This is a genomic window from Dactylosporangium siamense, assembly GCF_016862795.1.
Taxonomy (GTDB): Bacteria; Actinomycetota; Actinomycetes; order Mycobacteriales; family Micromonosporaceae; genus Dactylosporangium; species Dactylosporangium siamense.
In genome coordinates this window covers 47,130-60,575 of the sequence record NZ_BONQ01000125.1, presented here as the reverse complement: position 1 = coordinate 60,575, position 13,446 = coordinate 47,130, and the positions used below count along the sequence as shown (strand labels likewise).

The 13,446-nt window shown below is 71.0% G+C and carries 12 protein-coding genes; 8 read left to right on the top strand and 4 right to left on the bottom strand.

The features are described 5' to 3' along the window. Positions 1 to 29: 29 nt before the first annotated feature. On the bottom strand, positions 30 to 1,304 hold the full coding sequence (locus Dsi01nite_RS39045; protein ID WP_203851422.1) for an NAD(P)/FAD-dependent oxidoreductase: 1,275 nt from the start codon (positions 1,302 to 1,304) through the stop codon (positions 30 to 32). A gap of 118 nt (positions 1,305 to 1,422) precedes the next feature. Between Dsi01nite_RS39045 and Dsi01nite_RS39040 the strand changes: the two genes are divergently transcribed. The 5 genes from Dsi01nite_RS39040 (at position 1,423) to Dsi01nite_RS39020 (ending at position 5,916) form a co-directional block, all read left to right on the top strand. Further along, the gene (locus Dsi01nite_RS39040) at positions 1,423 to 3,390 is read left to right on the top strand and encodes an ATP-binding protein (RefSeq protein ID WP_239136493.1); all 1,968 of its coding nucleotides are present in this window, start codon (positions 1,423 to 1,425) and stop codon (positions 3,388 to 3,390) included. Between the two features lie 92 nt (positions 3,391 to 3,482). Then, positions 3,483 to 4,007: an RNA polymerase sigma factor gene (locus Dsi01nite_RS39035; RefSeq protein WP_203851421.1), complete on the top strand. Its 525-nt coding sequence runs from the start codon at positions 3,483 to 3,485 to the stop codon at positions 4,005 to 4,007. Further along, positions 4,000 to 4,782: a DUF4232 domain-containing protein gene (locus Dsi01nite_RS39030; protein ID WP_203851420.1), complete on the top strand. Its 783-nt coding sequence runs from the start codon at positions 4,000 to 4,002 to the stop codon at positions 4,780 to 4,782. The genes Dsi01nite_RS39035 and Dsi01nite_RS39030 overlap by 8 nt, the downstream gene beginning before the upstream one ends. Before the next feature lie 86 nt (positions 4,783 to 4,868). Then, complete coding sequence (locus tag Dsi01nite_RS39025) at positions 4,869 to 5,486, top strand: DUF4232 domain-containing protein (RefSeq protein ID WP_203851419.1); 618 nt, start codon at positions 4,869 to 4,871, stop codon at positions 5,484 to 5,486. A 136-nt stretch (positions 5,487 to 5,622) separates the two neighbouring features. Beyond that, positions 5,623 to 5,916 (top strand): hypothetical protein, encoded by a 294-nt coding sequence (locus tag Dsi01nite_RS39020; RefSeq protein ID WP_203851418.1) that lies wholly within the window; start codon positions 5,623 to 5,625, stop codon positions 5,914 to 5,916. Here Dsi01nite_RS39020 and Dsi01nite_RS39015 read toward each other — a convergent pair. Next, positions 5,910 to 7,874, bottom strand: coding sequence for a methyl-accepting chemotaxis protein (locus tag Dsi01nite_RS39015; RefSeq protein WP_203851417.1), 1,965 nt, complete (start codon positions 7,872 to 7,874; stop codon positions 5,910 to 5,912). The two genes, Dsi01nite_RS39020 and Dsi01nite_RS39015, sit on opposite strands and share 7 nt — an antisense overlap. A 101-nt stretch (positions 7,875 to 7,975) precedes the next feature. Here Dsi01nite_RS39015 and Dsi01nite_RS39010 point away from each other — a divergent pair, with 101 nt between their 5' ends. Beyond that, positions 7,976 to 8,524: a hypothetical protein gene (locus tag Dsi01nite_RS39010; RefSeq protein ID WP_203851416.1), complete on the top strand. Its 549-nt coding sequence runs from the start codon at positions 7,976 to 7,978 to the stop codon at positions 8,522 to 8,524. 80 nt (positions 8,525 to 8,604) lie between these two features. Here Dsi01nite_RS39010 and Dsi01nite_RS39005 read toward each other — a convergent pair whose 3' ends face one another. Further along, positions 8,605 to 9,204, bottom strand: a complete 600-nt coding sequence (locus tag Dsi01nite_RS39005) for a hypothetical protein (RefSeq protein WP_203851415.1) — start codon at positions 9,202 to 9,204, stop codon at positions 8,605 to 8,607. Between the two features lie 167 nt (positions 9,205 to 9,371). Between Dsi01nite_RS39005 and Dsi01nite_RS39000 the strand changes: the two genes are divergently transcribed. Further along, positions 9,372 to 9,884, top strand: coding sequence for a hypothetical protein (locus Dsi01nite_RS39000; protein ID WP_203851414.1), 513 nt, complete (start codon positions 9,372 to 9,374; stop codon positions 9,882 to 9,884). Between the two features lie 141 nt (positions 9,885 to 10,025). After that, positions 10,026 to 11,762: a glycoside hydrolase family 27 protein gene (locus Dsi01nite_RS38995; protein ID WP_203851413.1), complete on the top strand. Its 1,737-nt coding sequence runs from the start codon at positions 10,026 to 10,028 to the stop codon at positions 11,760 to 11,762. Positions 11,763 to 11,786: 24 nt separating this feature from the next. Here Dsi01nite_RS38995 and Dsi01nite_RS38990 read toward each other — a convergent pair whose 3' ends face one another. After that, entirely contained in the window at positions 11,787 to 13,439 is a 1,653-nt protein-coding gene (locus Dsi01nite_RS38990; protein WP_203851412.1) for a sensor histidine kinase, read from the bottom strand. Positions 13,440 to 13,446: the final 7 nt, after the last annotated feature.

Here is a 13,446-nt window from a genome sequence, read left to right as displayed (position 1 = left end):
CGTCACGCCGCGGCCGGCGTCGTCGACGGCTACGCCGCGGCCGGCGACGGGGCCGACAGGCGCTGCGCGATCCACGGCGCGGACAGCGCCGACGGCGGGTCGACCAGCGCGGTCACCCGGATGAACGCCTCGGCCAGCTCGGCGTCGTGCACCGCGGCCAGCTGCAGCCGCCGCACCGGCTCCGACGGGCCCTCCACGTCGGCGCGGACCGCGAGGGTCCACGGCGCGTCCAGCAGCGCCGCCTGCGCGGCGAAGAACGCGGCCGGCTCGACCGACGTGCGCAGGGCGCCGGCGCACATCGCGGCGACCGACATGCCCTGGCCGTACACCGGGTTGAAGGCGCACGCGGCGTCGCCCAGGACCAGCAGGCCGTCGGGGACCGTGGCCAGCTGCTCGTAACGCCGGCGCACATACGTCGGGTAGCGGAACGAGACGGCGTCACCGGCGGGCGTCGCTGCCCGCACCACATCCGCCGTCGCGGACACCGGCAACGATTCGGCGTAGGCGGTGAACCCCGCGAGGTCCGCCGGTGCCCGCTCGCCGTGCACGCCGGCGAGCGTGACGAGGGCGCGGCCCCCTTCCAGGCGTTGCATCACCGAACTGCGGTGCTGGCCCGGGAAGCGGGCCGTGACCACGACGATGTCGCCGTCGAAGAGCTCGTCGGGCACGTCGAAGAGCCGGGAGGTGTACGCGAGATCGATGCGCACCGCCTCCTCCGCCGGCCCGGGCAGCCCGAGGTCGGCGAGCCAATGCGGCGCGCGGGAGCCCCGGCCGGTGGCGTCGACGACGAGACCCGCCGGCAGGACCCGGGAGCCGCCGCCGTGCAGGCTGGTGACCCGCGCGCCGGTCACCCCGCTGTCGGCACGCACCCCGACGACGTCGTGGCCGTCCAGGAGCGTCACGTTGGGCAGGGCGAGGGCGAGGTCCCGGATCGAGCCCTCGATGAGCGGCCGGCTCGCGGACAGCGCGGCCAGCCCGGTGTGCGCCTGCCGCAGCGGCAGGCCGTTGAGATACCAGCGGGTGTCGCCGAGGACGTCGCCCTGGTGCCCGCCGGCGGTGAGGACCCGCTCGGTGAACCCGGGCAGCAGCTCCTCCACGATCTGCCGGCCCTGCGGCAGCAGGCCGTGCACGTGCCTTTCCTGCGGCACGCCGCGCCGGTGCTCGCTCGTTCGGCTGGTGGGCGGCAGGACGTCGCGCTCGACGACGGTGACGCTGCCGTAGCGCTGTGCCAGTGCGGCGGCCGCCAGCATCCCGGCGACGCTGCCGCCGAGGACCACCGCGCGGTCCGAATGGTGATTCGACATGTGGGTGCACCTCCTTGACCGCCGACGATCCGCCGGACGGCCGGCGGCGTCTGTGTCGAAGGACCCACCCGCACGGACAGCAACCCGACGCACTCAACTGCTGGGTGTGCCGTCCGATATGACGAGCATGCCGGACCAGCTCTACCTGCTCGGCAACATCGTGATCATGACTGCCTACGCGGCGATCATGGTCGCGATCGTCGTGCCGGTGGTGCGGGCCGGCCAGCTGCTGACGAACAAGCTCGCCGTGGCCACCGCGCTGATCTTCTTCAGCTGCGCCGTCGGGCACGGGATGCACGCGCTGCTGTCCTACCGGAGCATCCTGCACGGGCACGGCACGTCGTCGGCCTCGGCCTGGTCGGCGGCGCTCTGGGACGCGTTCACCGCCGTCGTCGGCATCTACTACTGGACGCTGCGGCGCGGGTACGGCGTCCTGCTCGACAAGGGTGCCATGTATGTGGAGCCCGGCCGCCAGGACCGCATCGACGCGGCCGGCGAGCGGGAACGCCTCGCCCGCGCCGCCGCCGAGAACCACCGGGCCACCCTCGCCGCCGTCGTCGAGCACACCGCCGACGCCATCATCGGGTCGACCCCCGACGGCGTCATCACCGCCTGGAACGCCGGCGCCGAGCGGCTGTTCGGCTACCCGGCCGGCGAGGCGATCGGCCGGCACGCGGACGTCCTCACCAGCGGGGAGGGCACCACTGAGCAGGCAGAGCTGATGGCCCGCATCCGCGCCGGCGAGCGCAGCCTGTCCTACGAGGCGCAGCGGGTGCACAAGGACGGTTCACCGCTCGAGGTCGCCTTCACCGTCGCCCCGATCGAGGACCGCGCCGGCACCCTCATCGGCATCTCCGTCGTCGCCCGCGACATCGCCGCGGCGAAGGAGGCCGCCGAGCGGCAGCGCGCCATGCAGGAACGCACCCATCAGGCGCAGCGGATGGAGAGCCTCGGCAAGCTCGCCGGCGGCGTCGCGCACGACTTCAACAACCTCCTCGCCATCATCGTCAACTACACCGACTTCGCCGCGCAGCAGAGCCAGGGCGACGCCGCCGTGCGGGCCGACCTCGCCCACGTCCGCACCGCCGCCGACCGCGCGATCAACCTGACCCGGCAGCTGCTCACGTTCACCCGTGGCGACACCATCCAGCCGCAGGACGTCGACCTCAACCTCGCCGTCGCCGAGGTCCAGACGATGCTGGAGCGCACCATCGGCGAGCACATCACGCTCATCACCGTGCCGTCGCCGCAGCCGCTGACGGTGCGCGCGGACCCCGGCCAGGTCCAGCAGGTGCTGCTGAACCTGGCGCTCAACGCCCGCGACGCGATGCCCGACGGCGGCACCCTGGTGATCGAGGCCAACACCGCCGAGCTGACCGGCGCCGAGATCGACCCGCAGCCCCGGCCGGCCACCGGCCGCTACGCCCGCCTGCTGGTCAGCGACACCGGCGAGGGCATGTCCCCGGACGTCGCCGCGCACGTCTTCGAGCCCTTCTACACGACCAAGCCGCGCGGCCAGGGCACCGGCCTCGGCCTGTCGACCGTCTACGGCATCCTCGCCGAGGCCGGTGGCAGCATCACCCTCTACAGCGAGGCCGGCGTCGGCACCACCTTCCGGGTGTACCTGCCGCTGGTCACCGCGAGCGGCGCCGCGCCCAGCACCGCCCCGCGGCACGACACACCGCCGCGCGGCGACGGCCGCACCGTCCTCGTGGTCGAGGACGAACCGGCGCTCGCCCGGGTCGTCACCCGCATCCTCAGCAACGCCGGCTATCACGTCATGGCGTGCGCGAACGGCGAGGAGGCCCTGACCGCCGACGAGCAGCGCCCGTGCGACGTCCTGCTCACCGACGTCATCATGCCCGGCATGTCCGGCCGCCGGCTCGCCGAGTGCCTGCACGAGCGGCGGCCGGGCCTGCCGGTGCTGTACATGTCCGGCTACAGCAACGGCCTGCTCGGCACGACCCACGTCCTGGACGAGGACATCGCGTTCCTGGAGAAGCCGTTCACCGCCGACCAGCTGCTGTGCAAGCTCCACGACGTCGGCACCACCCGCCCCGACCTCGACGACGCCGTGCACGCCTGACCCTGCTCCCCTGTGACCGCGTCGCCGGGTTGCCGCATAGAAGATCTTGGACATAGGCTCAACCGCGGTGGGTGGCGTGGCGTCGTAGATTCGTGACGGTCACGGTGGCGGGGGCGCAGCGAGAGGCGGGCCGGGCGGCGATGCACGACGACGTGCGACGCGACTTCTTCGCGGCGAACTACGCCCGCCTCGCCGGTTGGGTCCGTCGGCAGGTCGACGACGACGAGACCGCGCACGACATCGCCGCCGAGGCGTTCACCCGGCTGCTGTCGCGCTGGTCCGACTCGCACGATCCGCACGCCTACCTGTACAAGGTCGCGGTGAACCTGCTGCGCGACCACTGGCGGCGCTCGGTGCGGGAGCGCCGCGTGCTCAGCCTGGCCGCGGCCGACCAGCGCGACGTCCCAGACGGGCGGCCCGAGCGGGGCGACGACCTGCGCGCGACGCTCCAACTGCTGCCCGAGCACCAGCGCACCGCGCTGCTGCTGCACTACCTGGCCGGCTTCTCGGTCCGGGAGGTCTCGTCGATCGTCGGGCGCCCGGAGGGAACGGTGAAGTCGGACCTGTTCCACGCAAGGGCACGGATCCGAGCGGAACTGGATGGCACCGATGACTGACCCCGACGACCAGTTCGAGGGCTGGCTGGACCGGCACCGGGTCGAGCCGATCGGCCCCGCCCCCGGCGCGTACGAGCGGATCGCCCGCACGGCCCGCCGCCGGCGCACGGTGCGGGTGACCGCCGTCGCCGCCGCTGTGGCGGTGGCACTCACCGGTGCCACCGGCGTCGCGTATCGCATCGCCACCGGACCCGGCCCCGTCCTCCCGCCGGGCGCCTCGGCGTCGGTCTCCGAGCCGTCGTCGCCCGAATCACCATCGTCCTCGCCCTCGTCCTCGTCCTCGCCATCGTCCTCGCCCTCGCTGGAGCCGCCGGTCTCGGCCGGGTCGCCGCCGGTCCAGTCCGCGCATTGCCATGCCGGGGAGCTGCGGGTGACCGCGCAGGGCGCCCCGGGTGGCGGGACCGCCGGGGGCGTGTACTCCTGGCTGGTCTTCCGGAACGTCTCGGCGCGCACCTGCACGCTGTACGGGTACCCGGGGGTCTCGTGGCTGACCGGACCCTCCGGGCAGCAGGTCAACGACCCTCTCCAGCGAGAGCAGAACGTGACACCGGCCCGGGTCGTGCTGGCACCGCAGGGCGCGGCCCACGCGGTGGTGCGGCAGGGGCAGCCGGGCGCGTTCGAACCCCAGTGCCACGCGGTGGAGGTGGCTGGGTTCCGCGTGTACCCACCGGACGAGACGGCCTCGGTGTTCGTGCCGTGGGCGACCCAGGCGTGCTCAACGAAGGGCATCAACGTCGGCACCGTCTCCCCGATCGTGGCCGGGCTCGACGAATAGCGGTCGGCAACGCGACAGTCGTCAACCGCAAGGCGTTTCTCCCGTCATAGCAGGCGTCCGATCCACATCGACGCAGGGAGAATCTGATGAAACGCTGTATCGCCGCTCTGGCGCTCATGCCACTGCCGCTGCTCGCCGCGGGCTGTGACCCGAACGAGGGGCCAGGTGGACCGTCGTCCGCGCCATCGGTCACGCCGTCATCCGCGCCGGTGGTCACGGGGTCGAGCGCCCCGCCGGGCTCCGCCGTGCCGAGCGGCTCGCAACCGCGGTCCGCGGCGTGCCACACCGGGGACCTGCGGGTAACCACGCAGGGCGCCCCGGGTGGCGGGGCCGCCGGGAGCCAGTACGACTGGCTGGTGTTCCGGAACGTCTCGGCGCGCACCTGCACGCTGTACGGGTACCCGGGGGTCTCGTGGCTGACCGGACCCTCCGGGCAGCAGGTCAACGACCCTCTCCAGCGAGAGCAGAACGTGACACCGGCCCGGGTCGTGCTGGCACCGCAGGGCGCGGCCCACGCGGTGGTGCAACGGGGGCAGCCGGGCGCGTTCGAACCCCAGTGCCACGCGGTGGAGGTGGCCGGGTTCCGCGTGTACCCGCCGGACGAGACGGCCTCGGTGTTCGTGCCTTTGGCGACCCAGGCGTGCTCAACGAAGGGCATCAACGTCGGCACCGTCTCGCCGATCGTGGCCGGGCTCAGCGAGTAACGGCCCGGAGCGGTCCCGGCGGCGGCGCGGTGCGCACGGTGGTCGGGTGTCGGGCGCACTGCGCCCGCACGCCCGACCATGCCCGGGACGCCGCCGCGACGTCTTCGACAGCCCGGTGCGTCGGTAGGCTGGTTTCATGGTGGTGATCGACGCGTACGACGTCGCCGGGACCGTCGAGGCCACGGGCCAGCCGGTGGTCGCGTTCACCTCGCACAAATCGACCCAGCGTGGCGGGTACGCCCAGTTCGTCACCCTCCCCGCCGACCTGGTCGTGCCGCTGCCCGACGGGGTGGCGGCGGTCGACGCGGTGCCGCTGCCGTTGGCCGGGATGACCGCGTCGCAGGCGCTCGACGCAAGGTCGTGCTCGTGCCCTGACCCCTTGCCGCCGGTCGTGCACCGCGGCTGCCGACCGGGGACCCCGCGTCAGTAGCGGAACGAGCCGACGAGCGTCCGCAGCCGCGTCGACAGCTCCGACAGCCGGTCGGCGGCCTCCTGCGCCGCGCGCGCGTCGGTCGTGGCGGTCGCGGCGGCTCCGGCGACTCCGTCGATGACGTGGGCGATGTCCCGGGACCCGGTGGCCGCGTCGTTGACGGAGCGGCTCATCTCGTTCGTGGTCGCGGTCTGCTCCTCGACCGCGCTCGCGATCGTCGTCGAGTAGTCGCTGACCTGGTGGATGATCTCGGCGATCTGCCGGATGGCGCTGACCGCCTCGGCCGAGTCGGTCTTGATCGCGTCGATCCGGGCGGCGATGTCGTCGGTCGCCCGGGCGGTCTCCGACGCGAGCTCCTTCACCTCGCTCGCGACGACCGCGAACCCTTTGCCGGACGCACCGGCGCGGGCCGCCTCGATCGTCGCGTTGAGGGCGAGCAGGTTCGTCTGGCCGGCGATCGACGTGATCGTGGCCAGCACCTCGCCGATCTCGGCGCTGGAGTTGCCGAGCTTCGTCACCGTCCGGTCGGTGCGCTCGGCGGCCTCGACCGCCGCGGTCGCGACCCGGGCCGCCTCCGCCGCGCTCTGGGCGATCTCGCGGATCGACGCCCCCATCTCGTCGGCACCGGCGGCGACCGTCTCCACGTTGTGCGACACCTGCCCGGCCGACGCCGACACGTGCTCCGCCTGCTCGGCCGACGTGCGCGCCGAGCCGGCGAGCCGGGACGACACGTCGGTGATCTCGCCGCTGGCCCGGGTGAGGTCGTCGGCGGCGTCGGCGATCCCGCGGACGGTGCCGGCGACCTTCAGCACGAACCGGTTGAACGCGTTGCCGAGCTGCCCGACCTCCGTGTGCGGCGACTCGTCGACGCGCTGGGTCAGGTCACCCTCGCCCTCGGCGATGTCGACCATCCGGTCGCGCAGCCGGGTGATCGGCGCGACCACCGCCCGCGCCACGAAGAACGCCGCGATCCCGCTCAGCAGCAACGCCACGAGCGTGAACAGCACCGCCTGGTTGCGCAGCGAGCGCACCGGCGCCATGACGACCGACCGGGGGATCTCCACGACGAGCGACCAGACGCTGTCCGCCGTCAACGCGATCGGCACGGCGACGAGGATCTGGCTGGCACCGTCGACGTCGGTGACCGAACGGACCGTCTTCCCCCCGGCGCGGGCCCGGCCGGCCAGCTCGCCGAGCGGCCCCTTGAGCGGCTTCGTGAGCTGGTCGAGGGTCCTGCCCGCGACGACGTTGCCGTCCGTGCTGACCAGGGTCGCGCTGCCATGACCGTACGGCCGGATCGCCGCGACGCCGGTGCCGAGCTGCGCGAGGGACAGGTCGACCGCGGCGATGCCGGCGAACGCACCGTTGATCATGATCGACACCTGGATCGACGTGAACAGCACCGTGATGCCCTGCACGTCGAACGGGTACGGCTCGGTGACCACGTCCTTGCCGCTCTGCTTCTGCTTCGTGTACCACTCGTTGTCCGCCGGAGGGCTCATGTCCGTGATCGCCTCGAGCGTCAGCGTGCCGTCCTCGCTCCGGTACCACCACGGCCCGTACCGGCCGACCTGGTCGGAGTTGGCCGCCCCGACGAACGCCCGGTCCTTGCCGTCGAACGCGTTCGGGTCCCAGGCCGACCAGACGCCGTGGTACTCCGGGTGCGCGTCGAGCAGGCCCCGCTGCACCAGGTCGCCGGCCTCCCGCGACGGTGCCTTCTGCGCCATGCTGCCCAGCACCCGGGCGAGGTCGCGGGCGGTGCCGACCGCGGTGGACACCGTCTGCTGGACCCGCGCCGCCTCCGCCTCGGCGATGTGCTGCGCGTCGTCGAGCGACACCTTGTCGAGGCTGTCGGAGGCGCGCACCGCCACCAGCGTGACCAGCGAGCCGACCGAGAGCAGCATCAGGACCAGCAGGCTCGCGATCAGCCGCGTGCGGATCGTCACCCGAGCCGTCAACTTCCGCTCCTCGCCACGAGACATCCCGGGTGTCCCATCGGCCGCCGGGTGCCGAAACTGAGCGAGAAGGCTGCCTCCTTGGCCCGCCATAGAATGCTGCCGTGATATACGTCCTCACCAAGGCCGACCTGGTCTGGAACCGCGCGATGTCCGATCATCCTGGCAGTGGCGTCGGGGATCGGCATCTGTGTGCGATGGCCGAGCCTTACGGGCGCATCATGGGCAGCGGTGTATCAGCGGTCATGGACACCAGCTCTCCCGAGGAGGTCCAGCAGGCCGCCGAAGCCTTCGACTACCTCGGTCTGTCGGATCTGGCCGCCTTGACCCGGCGGCTCGTCGACGCCGACTGGTGCTCCGAAGACGACCTTGAGGATCGACTCAACCGCACCTTCTGGGGGCTGGAGCACGCACTTGATGGCGCGTTCGAGCGCAAGTACGCCGAGTCACCGGAGGACTTCGACGCGGTCGTCGCCGATGGAGTCGATCGGCAGCCTGGATCGTGGTCGCCAGGCGGCGGACATGGCAAGAGTATCTGCGTGGGTGAACTGATCGTGCATGAACGCGACGTCCTGTGCTCGCAACGCGATGCGTGTCCCGGGATCATGCCTGTCGTACTGCATTCCCGGTCGCGGTTGCACAGCGAAGCTTGATACGCGCTCCACCCCGATCATGGGAACGATGACGGATGCGTGGTGATGGGTCGGGTTGGCATCGATGTCGAGACGGCCAGCTACAGGCGGGGAAGCGCTTCACCGGCACGGGGCTCGCGCCGCTGATCCAGCCAGAACAGATAACCGCGCAGGTATGCCTCCAGGCCGTCATCCAGGTACGCGGCGAAGTCCCGATGGCCACGGGCGGCGTCGTGGTAGTGGCCCAGGAACCTGGAGCCGGCGTTGTAGCCCCAATGCGGATGGGTGTCCGCGCCCCAATCAGCAGCGATCGCAAGCGCCCATTCCCGGACCCGACCCCGGTCCCGCCACCACTCGCGGACCGTCCCTGCAGTCCAACGGTCGTCTCCGTCCCAGTTGTAACCGCTGTACAGCTCGAGCCGGCAGCCGTTGACCACAGCCTCGGTCTGGCGAACGTTCACCGGCTGGCGGTAGATGAACTCGAAACCGAACCCGTCGCCGAGGTCGTCGTCATAGCAGATGTGCTCCGGTGCATCCAGCCGCCCGATGGCCAGACTGTCGGTTTCGCCGGCGTAGAACGGCCCTGGGACGTTGCGCCAGTTCCGTTGCTCCCAGCGTCCGGCGAACACCTCCCCAGCAGGCCTGCCAAGCCCTTCGACCAACCGCCGGGCCGTGGGCAGCGGGTCCCAGTAGCTGATCATCGCTCTATTCTGCCCGGCGTCGTTGATCCCGCTCCGCGTCGACCCCCAAGCACGCGCTCATACCGCGATCCGAGCCCTACGCATCATCCACACCTTCATCATGGTGCCTTGCAACACATCCAGTGTGGCCGAGGGACGGTTGCGTAGCTGAGCAAGATCAGCGCAGAATGTTGAACGTGTTCAAAAATGGACGGCCGGGTGCCTGGCTGCTGCTCGGGCTGATCGCATCGGTGCTGCTTCGCGGGCCCATCTACCTGCTCACCTGGCTGTATGTCGGGCCGCTCCTGGGTCCGGTCGATGGGCTGCTCCTCCGCGCGGACAACCAGACCGCCGCCACGGCGGTTTGGGTCGGCGACGCGGTGGCATCACTCCTCGTCGTTGTTGCGACCGGCGTGACATGCCTGGGACTGGGCGAGGACCGCCTGTGGGCGTATCGACTGGGGCGAGCCCTGGCCTGGTTCTACATCGCCGTCAACACCGTGACCGCCGCCGCCTGTGGCACGCTGCCGTCGGCCTGGGGCTTGCTGACGCCCGCACTCCTGGCCCTGTACGTCGGATCGATCGCCGTCGCGGTTGTCGTCCTTCGTCAGCTGGCGACACACCGCCGGTCGGCGACCGTCACCGGAATCATCGCGCTTCGCCGCCTGAACTCCCGTCGCGATGTGCCCGAACGGCAGTGAGTGTTCGAATGCTGTAGAACGTGTTTGTTTCAGAGTTTCATAAACGTACGCATTGACACCCGATCCAACATCGTCGCTCAATATGTAACAACCGCGAGGTCCGCCAGGACGGTTCGTTGATCGTTCTTCTCGAGGAGAGTTATGTACAGACGAGCGCTCGTCGCGACGATGGTGTTGGCATCGTCGCTGGTCATCTCGAACGTCGTGGCGCCGCCGCCGGCGCTGGCATCCGACAACGGCGCGTCCCGGACGCCGCCGGCCGGGTGGAGCAGTTGGAGCTTCCTGATGCGCAGCCCGACCGAGGCCAAAGTGAAGGCCCAGGCGAAGGGCATGTCCGACGCCGGCCTGGTGGCGAAGGGATTCCAGTACGTCAATCTGGACGACTACTACATCCGCAACCCCGGGACCACCGTGGACCAGTACGGGCGGTGGGCGGTCGACACCACGAAGTTCCCGAGTGGCATGAAGGCCCTCGGTGACTACATCCACGGCCTCGGCGAGAAGTTCGGCATGTACGTGACCCCCGGCATCCCGGTGGCGGCGTACAACCAGAACACCCCGATCGAGGGCACGTCGTTCCACGCCCGCGACATCGTGTCCGACACCAGCCGGTACGAGACGAACTACGGCGGCTTCGGCAACGTCATGTACTTCATCGACTACGCCAAGAATCCCACTGCGGCGCAGGCGTTCCTGAACTCGTGGGCCAACCTCTTCGCCTCGTACGGCGTCGACTACATCAAGATCGACGGCGTGCACACCAGCGACCAGGACGACGTCGTCCACTGGGCGACCGCGCTGCGGCAGACCGGCCGGACCATTCACTACGGCCTGTCCAACACGCTGGACTTCAACAACGTCAACACCTGGAAGCAGCAGGCCAACAGCTGGCGGATCAGCGGCGACATCGAGTGCTACTGCTCGACGCTGACCCACTGGGGGATGATCCGTTCGCGCTGGGTCGACCTGCCGAAGTGGGCACCGTACGCCGGTCCGGGTGGCTGGAACGACCCCGATTCCCTCGAGGTCGGCAACGGTACGGCCACCGGGCTCACGCCGCAGGAGCGGCAGAGCCAGCTCACCCTGTGGGCGATCTCCAAGGCGCCGCTGCTGCTCGGTGTGGACATGACCAAGTTCGACGCCGGTGACCTCAACATGCTGAAGAACGACGAGGTCCTGGCGGTCGACCGGGACGGCGGCCGGCCGGCCACCCCGGTCTCCCAGGCCACCCAGCAGCAGGTCTGGCGTTCGACGAAGAACCCGGACGGCAGCTACACGGTCGCCATGTTCAACCTCGGCGACAACACCGCCACGATCACCGCCAACTTCGCCGACCTCGGCTTCACCGGCGCCGCCACGGTCCGCAACCTGTGGGGCCGCTCGTCCGAGACGCTGTCCAACTCGGTCACGCGCAGCCTGAGCACCCACGAGTCGGCACTGTTCAAGGTCACGCCGGCGGCCGGCAGCACCCAGCTCGGTGGCCAGCTCATCAGCGCCAGCTCGAGCCGCTGCGCCGATTCGCCCGGCGGCACGACCGTCAACGCGACGCAGCTCGTGGTGTGGGACTGCAACGGCGGCGAGAACCAGCGGATCACCTACAGCACGTCGGCCCGGACCCTCAAGGTCCTGAACAAGTGCTTCGACGCGCACGACAACGGTACGGCCGCCGGCACGCACGTCGAGCTCTACGACTGCAACGGTGGCGCCAACCAGCAGTGGAACGTCAACGCCAACGGCACGATCACCGGCGTCCAGTCCGGGATCTGTCTCGACGTCACGGGCACGACGAATCCCAACGGATCCGGCCTCGAACTGTGGACCTGCAACGGCGGCGCCAACCAGCGCTGGACCCTGGGGACCGGGGTCCGCGTCCCCTGATCCACCTGCCCACCGGACGGGCGGTCAGCGCGAACCGAGCGCCGGCTGCCCGTCCGCGGTCGCGGGCGCGAGGTCCGCGGAAGCGCCCGCGGAAGCAAGGTCCGCGGAAGCGAGGTCCGCGGAAGCGGTCGCGAGCTCAGGGGTGGTCACCTCGCGGGGCAGGGTGAAGATGAACCGGGCGCCGTCGGAGTAGGTGTCGTCGAGGCGGATCTCGCCGCCGTGGAACTCGACCACCTTCTTGCAGACGGCCAGGCCGATCCCGGTGCCGGAGTAGGTCTCGCGGGAGTGCAGCCGCTGGAAGATGACGAAGATCTTGTCGGCGAACCTGGGGTCGATGCCGATGCCGTTGTCCTCGACGCTGAACTGCCACCGGGCGCCCGCCTCGGCGACCGTGACCCGCACCACCGGGTCGCGCTCCGGGTGGCGGAACTTGATCGCGTTGCTGATCAGGTTCTGCCACAGCATCGTCAGCAGGGTCACGTCGCCGGGCACGGTCGGCAGCGGTGGGCGTTCGACGCGGGCCCGCCGCTCGGTGATCGCGCCGCCGAGGTTCGCCTCGGCCTGCCCGACCACCTCGTCGAGATCGACGGAGCGGCTGTCGTCGTACACCCGGCCGATCCGCGAGAACGTCAGCAGGTCGGTGATGAGCCGCTGCATGCGGGTGGCGCCGTCGACCGCGAACGCGATGTACTGCCGGGCCTTGTCGTCGAGCTGGTCGCTGTAGCGGCGCTGCAGCATCTGGCAGAACGAGGCGACCTTGCGCAGCGGCTCCTGCAGGTCGTGCGAGGCGACGTAGGCGAACTGCTCCAGGTCGGCGTTGGAGCGGTGCAGCTCCAGCTGCTGCTGCTCCAGCTTCGCCCGGGCCTGCTCGCTGGCGATGAACGCGTCCACGATCCGCTGCCGCATCGTCTCCACGTCGCCGGTCAGCCGGGCCAGGTCGGCGGGGCCCCGCACGGCGAGGCGGTGGTCGAAGTCCCCGCCCGCGACCCGGCGCACCCCGGTGCTCAGCCGGTCGAGCGGCTCCAGCACCACCAGGCGCAGCAGCACCGCGATGGCGGTGATGAACAGCAGCAGGAACCCGACCATGCCGAGGAACACGCTGTCGCGCAGCCGGCGGGCCCCGTCGAGGTCCCTGCGGGCCTGCTCCCGGACGCCGGCGAGGTGCCCGTCGAGGGTGCCGATCCGGTCGCGGACGGCGTCGAACGCGGTCTTGCCGGCCAGCACGGCGTCGACCGTGGTCGAGGAGTCACCACCGCGCCGGCGGGCCTCGATCGACGGATCCGCCACCGTGGTCCGCCAGTCGCGGGCCTGCGCCTCGACCCGGTCCAGGTCGGCGAGGGCGACCTGCTCGCCGATGAGCAGCTGCCGCATGCGGCCCAGCAGCGTCCGCTCGCCGGCGACGCCCCGCGCGTAGGGCTCCAGGAACCGCTCGTCGCCGCTGAGCAGGTAACCCCGCACGCCGGTCTCCTGGTCGACGAGGGCGGCGGTCAGCTCCACCACGGCGGTGCGGGCCGGGGAGATCCGGTCGCTGAGCCGGTTGGACACCGCCGCGGTGTGCGCCAGGATCGCCGCGCCGACGGCCGCGCCGGCCAGGACCAGGACCACCATCGCGATCAGGACCGACGCGAACCAGCGCTGCGTGCTCCACCGCTGCGGGGACCCACCTGTGCCAATCACAGCAGCA